The organism is Bradyrhizobium genosp. SA-3 (assembly GCF_004212635.1).
Taxonomy (GTDB): Bacteria; Pseudomonadota; Alphaproteobacteria; order Rhizobiales; family Xanthobacteraceae; genus Bradyrhizobium.
Window position 1 is genome coordinate 67,800 of the sequence record NZ_PSRT01000022.1, and the last position, 7,303, is coordinate 75,102.

Consider the following 7,303-nt stretch of genomic DNA (forward strand, 5'->3'; position numbering starts at 1 on the left):
TATGAGTACGCGCCCTAGTTCAGCGCATCGCGCGTTCGTGAGTTTGACCGCCGGCTCGGTTGAGAACTGGGACGTCGTGAGCCCCGTTCAAGCGTTCAGTTCGTTCTAAGCGCCGTACGGGTCGGGCCTCTTTCCTAAAGCTGGCATGCCTTGTCGGATCCTGCTCCGAGCCCACCATCGTCGCCCGCAAACGCGCGCGTGCTGAGTGGCAGCTTTTGCCGGGTCGCATTTGCCGACGTGAAGTACGCGCCAGTTGAACTTCTTGACAACCCCTTGATGGCAAAGGCCAACGGAATTGGCATGTCCGTTGCTAGTGAGACGAGCGTTTGCAATTGACGGTGGAGTTCGTGCATGAGCATCAGCAGTGTAGCTAGCGGAAGCGCGGTGAGCTGGCCTTCTTCCGCACGTCAGGCGAAATCTCCTTCGGCCGTCGGTGCACAAGCCGACGGTTCGAAGTTGACAGCCGGCATGAGCGCCGATGCGCCTTACGATGCGATCAAGGTCGATCTGCCGAACGGTATGTCGATCGGAGTCGTCAGCTTCGGCAACGTCGGCTTCGATAGCACCACTCTCAAGACCATTGAAGACTTCGTGCAGAGGCTGGCGAGCAAAGAGACCTCCGGGCATCAGGCGTCAGGTGCGGATCGAGCAGGTGCGATTTCTGATGCCGAAGACAGCGAGGCGCCGGGTGTCGTCGGACTAGACAAGATACACGTGGAGCTTCCGAACGGAATCTCGTTCGAGGTCCGTCACTCCTCCGGAGGTCGGCCATCGGATAACCTGACCATCATGAAGGAGCTCACAGATACTGCCGCGGAGCTGGCCGAAGTCTTTCGAACCTACTCGCCGGCCTCGAGGGCGGCGGCCGCCTATGCCTCTAGCCAGGCAGCGTTACCCAGCCGCGCAAATGAAGTTGACACTCGGACTTGAGAGGGCGCTCTTTGCAGTGAGCATCGGCGGGGATGGTCGATCGCGGTCGAAGTTGGCAGCCACAGAGTCGACCCCAGCACTGTCAAGTAAGCTTGCGAGCTGTCTGCGGGCGTAAAACATCCGCGTCTTGACGGTTCCGCGGGGGATATCGAGAATTTCGCTGACTTCGGCGACTGATCGCTCGTGATAATAGACCAGGTCTATGATGATGCGGTGCGCTGGACACAGCTTGCCAATGCACGAACGCAACACGACCTTCGTCTTTGTTCGGTCGATCGTTGCCTCGGGCGACTCGGCTTCGTCGATGATTTCGGGCAACTCGACGTCATCGATCCTATCGTGCATGCGTTTCCGCAGATAACCCAGCGCCTTGAAACGGGCGATCGAAAGCAGCCAGGTCGATACTCGCGATCGACCTTCAAAGCTGCCGGCTGAATGCCAGACATCAAGGAAGACCTGACTTGCCAGATCTTCCGCATTTTCCCGCCCGCGGACGAGCCCGCGAATGAATTTGAATACCTTTGCGCGATGGCGCACATAGAGAATATGCATTGCTGCGGTATCGCGCACCGCAATGCGTTTGATGAGATCATCATCGGATGCTTGGCTCTGGCTATAGTCGCATGACGCTCTCGCGCGGTGAGACGGCGCATTGGTCTTCGTCGTTTCCTTGAAAATATGACCCTGACCTGAACGATCCGCCTCGTCAGAGGGCCGGGATCGCGATCCCTCATTCACGAGGATATCAAGGGAGCCTCCAAATGCTCCATCGGACTGACTCGGCAACATTGCATCCTCCCATCCCGTTGGTCGGGTGCGCGACCATGCGTTGCAATGGCAGATCGCAGGTATCGCACGGGAAGGCTCAGCTCCTAGTCCCTTGGTCTAGGTAAAGCTAAACCTTTGAAGACGAAATGATGCGCCGCTCAGGCTATCGTCCCGAAGATGGAAGAGCAAAGGCCTTCGTTTCCGCCCAATCGAAGGAGGTCCTCATCGCTGACCGAACACTCCTGGCATCTGTACAGCCAGAAGGACTCCTGGACTGCCGGAATGAACTGCGCCTCCGCGAGCGCATGACACCATGGAAGTAACCAACGTCCTGCGTGATACCGACGAATCCATCGTCTCGATTGCGGCCGCGCTTGGCTATTCGTCGCAGACCGCTTTCGCTGCCGCGCTCAGAAGACTGACCGGCGAAGCGAGCGATTGGGCAGAGCGCAACTAGCAGCAATCGCTCTACAGGTACGGCAATCGCTCTGGCGCAGCCGCAGCTGTTATTCGCTAGATCATCACGGAGCCAACATCCAACTGGATGGAGAATAGAGATGATCTTAAAAAGCATCGTCACCCCTCATGCGATCGCGCCGCCTTCTTCGCACTGGTCCGCGATGTCTGGTTTTGCCAGCAAGGCGGCTGAGACAATCGCCGACTTCGCCGGCGTCGTCCACAACCTGGTGATTGATGTACGCGATTGCTACCGGCCCGAGCTGCACTACATGCGTGGTCCCGGTCCGAAATGGCGCGCCAAGCATCAAGCTTGGCTAACATTCGATCCTGCCACAGGCGATTAGCGCGAGCGCATCCGTTAGCAGCAATAGCTCGCTAGGTACGGCAATCGCTCTGGGGCAGCAGCGGCGCAGATCAGCTAGACATCACCATGTCCAAACCAACTTTCGGGAAGTCCAAACCAAGGAGCAAATGACGTGCGACTAGTCATCATCGGCGCCGGCTTCGCCGGCATGTACGCGGCCCTTTCAGCAGCACGCCTGCGCGACATCCAGGGCGTTTTGCCCGAAGAACTCGAGATCGCGCTGGTTGCGCCAGAGCCGACGCTCGTGGTGCGTCCGCGGCTTTACGAACCGAAGCCCGAAACCCTGACGGCGCCGCTGCTGGACGTGCTCAAGGCTGTCGATGTCGTCTACGTGCAAGGCAGCGCCGAGACGATCGATACCAAGTCTTGCATGGTGCAGGTCGCCACGGCCAAAGGCACGCGAAAGACACTGTCCTACGACCGCCTGGTCGTGGCCACCGGCAGCCGGCTGTTCCGTCCGAATATTCCGGGCCTCGCCGAGCACGGCTTTTCCGTCGACTCGCTCGATGATGCGGTTGCGCTCGACAAGCATCTGCACGGTCTTGCCGACCGGCCGTCCGTGAACGGACGCGACACGGTCGTGGTCGTCGGTGGCGGCTTCACCGGTATCGAGGCGGCAACCGAAACGCCGGCGCGGCTGCGAAAAATCTTCGGCAATGATGCCAAGCCGCGCGTCATCATCGTCGACCGCAACAGTGCGATCGCCCCTGACATGGGCGAAGGTCCCCGCCCCGTCATCATGGACGCCCTGCGCAAGCTCGGTGTGGAGACCCGTCTCGGTGCCGGCGTCACCTCGCTCGACGAATCCGGCGTCACGCTATCCAGCGGCGAACACATCGAAACCGCGACCGTGATCTGGGCGGCCGGCTTTCGTGCCGCGCCGTTGACCCAGCAGGTCCCAGCCGAACGCGACAATTTCGGCCGGCTGCTGGTCGACCGCGATCTGCGCGTGCCTGGAGTGGCCGGCGTGTTCGCCACCGGCGATGCCGCCCGCGCTGCCTGCGACAATGACGGCAATTACGCGCTGATGTCATGCCAGCACGCGACGCGGATGGGCGCCTTTGCCGGCAACAATGCCGCAGCGGAACTGCTGCGCGTTCCGACCAAACCCTACCACCAGAAGGGTTACGTCACCTGCCTGGACCTTGGCGAGGCCGGCGCACTCTTCACGACCGGCTGGGAACGCAAGGTGGCGATGGTCGGCGACGTCGCCAAGAAGACCAAGCAGGAGATCAACACCGTCTGGATCTATCCGCCGCAGGCCGAGCGTGCTGCCGCGTTGGCCTCGGCCGATCCGGAGCGTGTGACCGATGTGACTGGCTTCCTCTAGACCTTTCACGCGAAACGGGCCGCGCTCCGCGCCTCCGAAGCGCGGCCCGCTCACCAGCGACAACCTGGAGCTCTGCTCCGATGAAACACGAAACCGCGCGCACGCCAGCGTTCACCATGTCGCTGACGAACCCGCGGTGCTGATCACCATCAAGCTCGGATATGCAGCCTGCAATTACCCGGGACCGGAGAGCCGCAGGTCACGCGCATCGCGATCTCTGTCGACGGCGGCCGGCCTGCACAGGGGCCCGCCCCAATGAGCCATTGTTCACAAAAACGGAGAAGTACCATGAAGACGCCTTCGCTCTGGATGATTGCAACCGGTTGCTTCATCGCGCTGACACCGGCCGCACAGGCGCGGTCGGCCTATGATGGATCCTGGGACCTCGTGTTCGTGACGCAAAAAGGCGCTTGCGAACCCAGCTACAGCTTCACCGTCAATGTTTCCGACGGCAACGTCTCGCATCCGAATCTCTTGAAGTTCAGAGGACACGTGGCACGATCCGGCGCGGTGCACGCGTCAGTCGCAGTTCATGACAAATACGCCACGGGGTCGGGCAAGCTCGCCGACACCACGGGCCACGGCAGGTGGAGCGGCCGCGCCGGGAGCTCCCTATGCTCGGGCTATTGGACCGCTCAACGCAATTGAGCGTGCCGGTAGATTGGTCGGCTTCGCCAGGTTCTTCACGCTAGGTCAAGTCTTCACCGCCCACGTGACCGGCAATGTCGTACTGGCCGCCGTGGTGGCCGTCGACGCAGTTCGTTTCGCTGCGCTGACCAATGAAACCCCGAGCGATTGGCGGAGGCGCATACGTTTGCAGCAATCGCTCGATAGCGACGGCAATCGCTCTGGGGCAGTCGCAACTCAAGTTCGATAGACCATCGCGGTGACGCACCAGCAATGAGCGTGTCACCGATCTCTGAACACCTCACCAGCTTCCCACGCGGGAAGCGCAGATCGATCAGGATCAAGCGCCAAGATCGAACGCAGGAGTTTTCAACGATGAATCAGATGACCCGTAACACTCAGCAGAAGACAAACATGAGCCTGGACAACATCTCACACCCCGTTAGATCGCGGCCCGACGAACTGGTTCCGTCGCGTTACGCGCTGAAGGTCGGCGAGATCGACGTCATGGTGATCAGCGATGGCGTGCTGCCGCTCCCAACCGCGATGTTGGCACACGACACCGACCCTGCCGTGCGGGCGGCCTGGCTGAACGACATGTTCCTGCCGCCGGATGCTTTCGACTGGCCGCTGAACGTGGTCGTGGTGCGGAGCGGCGGCCGGACCATCCTCATCGACGCTGGACTAGGGCTGGACCCGGCCTTGAACTTGCCGCGGGCCGGGCAGTTGGTCCAGCGGCTGGAGGCTGCCGGCATCGATCTTGCGTCCGTGACCGACGTGGTGCTGACCCACATGCACATGGACCACATTGGCGGGTTGCTCGTCGACGGGGTGAAGGACCGGCTGCGTCCGGACCTGCGGATCCATGTGGCGGCCGCCGAGGTCAAGTTTTGGGAGGCGCCCGACTTCACCCACGTCTCCATGCCAGATGGTTTCCCGGACGCGCTTCGGGCGGCCGCTAACCGGTTTGCAAAAGAGTACCGCGGCCAGCTGCGCCCGTTCGATGAGGAGCACGAGGTGGCGCCTGGGGTGGTCGTCCGTCGCACCGGTGGCCACACCCCTGGGCACAGCGTGGTCCGCCTGGCATCCGGCGGCGATCGGCTGACCTTCGCCGGTGACGCCGTGTTCGCGGTCGGGTTCGATCATCCCGATTGGCATAATGGTTTCGAACACGACCCCGAAGAGGCAGCCCGCGTTCGGACCCGTCTTTTGCGGGAGCTGGCGGGGAGCGGCGAGTTGTTGGTGGCCACTCACCTGCCATTCCCGTCCGTCGGGCGGGTGGCGGTCGATGGCGACACCTTTCGCTGGGTACCGATCTTCTGGGACTACTGACCGCTTGGCGGGTTAGCTCCGAACCAGGGCGCGTACTCATGGCGCTAGTGAGTGCACGCCCTAATTCGCCGTAGCTGCTCATCAGGTGCAGACTTCTCGCATTTCTGCTTGGTAGCTTCGGCGGATGCGGCGTCGAAAATTACCCGCTCGGTAACTCCGAAAGCCGCGTCCGCGCAGGCGATCGAGGCGTGCGGCTGCAGTCCAGGGATTCTTCTTCCGCCAGTCGCGAATGATGGTCAACTTGAGCGCTCGCGGTGCCGCACCAGAGCTACACCGCGGTGCTACGCCGTCAATCTCCGGCAATCGCCAGCTGACCTGCCCGGCGCTTGGCGGCGAACGCAAGAAAAGCTGGCACTCGAAAGCAAACCGTGCGGCTGCAGTCGATCATCGCGCCAATATCCGAGGCGCTACCAGTGGGGCAGTACAAAATCGCACGAAATCGTAGTTTGGCGTATAGAATCGCGCAAATGGCGGAGAGAGTGTCAGTCAACTCCCATTGAAAGATAAAGCATTTTCGACCTTCATAGACCAAAACCCACCATTCGAGCTACGGCCCGAAATGGGATTTCGCCGCCGGCAAAAGCCTGTTCAGCCAATGGCCCATCATCGACAACAACACCATCAAGCGACAAGCGAAAGGCAAATTGCCGTCGCGCGCATGGGGCACAAATCCCAGCCCCATGCGTGCCGCAGAACCGATCCGCAGGTCATGGCCGAACGCGAGAGCGGCGATCCCGAACGCGGCAAACGGCATTCCTGACCACAAATCCCTGGTCAGCAACATCCGTTTGAGCACCATGCCCCCCATTTCGAAAACTCAGGCTTTGCCCGCGATGTTCCATCCGCGTGCGATGTCGCCGGCGGCTTCCCAGCCATCCTCAGTGACGATCAGCGTATCCTCGAGCTTGATGTAGCCGCGCGAAGGATGGAGCATCGCGGTCTCGACCGAGATCACCATCCCGGGCTGCAGCGGCCGATCGGCATCGTAAGGCGCATAAGGCACCGGCCCACGTCCGGTGAGCCGCGGCGCCTCGTGACTGACAAGGCCGATGCCGTGCGCCGTGTAGTCCAGCACATTGCCATGCGGCGCCCGGCGCACCGCCTCTTCGCCGGCGGCGATGATGTCGCCGCCACGCGCACCGGGGCTGATCGCGCCGCGCGCTACCTGCTGGATCTCCTCGATCTCGTGCAGCAGGTCGTGCAATTCCGCGTCGGGCTCGCCCACCACGCCCATGCGGCCGAGGTCGCCGATATAGCCTTTATAGTTGCCGCCGGAATCGAGCGAGATCACGTCGCCCGCCTTCAGGCGCTGATCGGAGGGTGCGCGGTTGTGGCTGTTGCCGGCAGCGATCAGGCAGTACTCGAACACAAGGTCCCTGTCGTGTTCCTCGCGCCGCAGCCGATCGACGATATCGTGCTTGCTCATGCCCGGCGCGCAGATGTCGAAGGTCGCCGTCATCGCGTCCACCACGCGCTCGGAAGCTTCACGCATC

8 protein-coding genes and 1 pseudogene are annotated in these 7,303 nt (G+C 61.7%); 6 read left to right on the forward strand and 3 right to left on the reverse strand.

Annotation, left to right across the window (positions count from 1 at the left end):
- Positions 1-351: 351 nt before the first annotated feature.
- Entirely contained in the window at positions 352-930 is a 579-nt protein-coding gene (locus CWO91_RS10065; protein ID WP_130213326.1) for a hypothetical protein, read from the forward strand.
- On the opposite strand, the gene CWO91_RS10070 is transcribed toward CWO91_RS10065, so the two are convergent.
- Positions 892-1,719 carry a sigma-70 family RNA polymerase sigma factor gene (locus CWO91_RS10070; RefSeq protein ID WP_130213327.1) on the reverse strand — a complete coding sequence of 276 codons (828 nt, stop codon included), beginning with the start codon at positions 1,717-1,719 and terminating at the stop codon, positions 892-894. The two genes, CWO91_RS10065 and CWO91_RS10070, sit on opposite strands and share 39 nt — an antisense overlap.
- A gap of 304 nt (positions 1,720-2,023) precedes the next feature.
- On the opposite strand from CWO91_RS10070, the pseudogene CWO91_RS10075 reads away from it, so the two are divergent.
- The 5 genes and pseudogenes from CWO91_RS10075 to CWO91_RS10095 all read left to right on the forward strand — a co-directional run.
- Positions 2,024-2,155, forward strand: a pseudogene (locus CWO91_RS10075) (AraC family transcriptional regulator); the annotation flags it as partial.
- Between the two features lie 100 nt (positions 2,156-2,255).
- Positions 2,256-2,501: a hypothetical protein gene (locus CWO91_RS10080; protein WP_165405334.1), complete on the forward strand. Its 246-nt coding sequence runs from the start codon at positions 2,256-2,258 to the stop codon at positions 2,499-2,501.
- Positions 2,502-2,633: 132 nt separating this feature from the next.
- Positions 2,634-3,851 (forward strand): NAD(P)/FAD-dependent oxidoreductase, encoded by a 1,218-nt coding sequence (locus CWO91_RS10085; protein WP_130213328.1) that lies wholly within the window; start codon positions 2,634-2,636, stop codon positions 3,849-3,851.
- A 288-nt stretch (positions 3,852-4,139) separates the two neighbouring features.
- A complete protein-coding gene (locus tag CWO91_RS10090; protein ID WP_130213329.1) occupies positions 4,140-4,499 on the forward strand; it encodes a hypothetical protein in 360 nt (119 codons plus the stop codon).
- 354 nt (positions 4,500-4,853) lie between these two features.
- On the forward strand, positions 4,854-5,810 hold the full coding sequence (locus CWO91_RS10095; protein WP_130213330.1) for an MBL fold metallo-hydrolase: 957 nt from the start codon (positions 4,854-4,856) through the stop codon (positions 5,808-5,810).
- Positions 5,811-6,357: 547 nt separating this feature from the next.
- Here the strand turns inward: CWO91_RS10095 and CWO91_RS10100 are convergent.
- Positions 6,358-6,609, reverse strand: a complete 252-nt coding sequence (locus CWO91_RS10100; RefSeq protein ID WP_130213331.1) for a hypothetical protein — start codon at positions 6,607-6,609, stop codon at positions 6,358-6,360.
- Between the two features lie 18 nt (positions 6,610-6,627).
- Positions 6,628-7,303 (reverse strand): M24 family metallopeptidase (locus CWO91_RS10105; protein ID WP_130213332.1); only part of this gene is annotated, 676 nt, incomplete at its 5' end.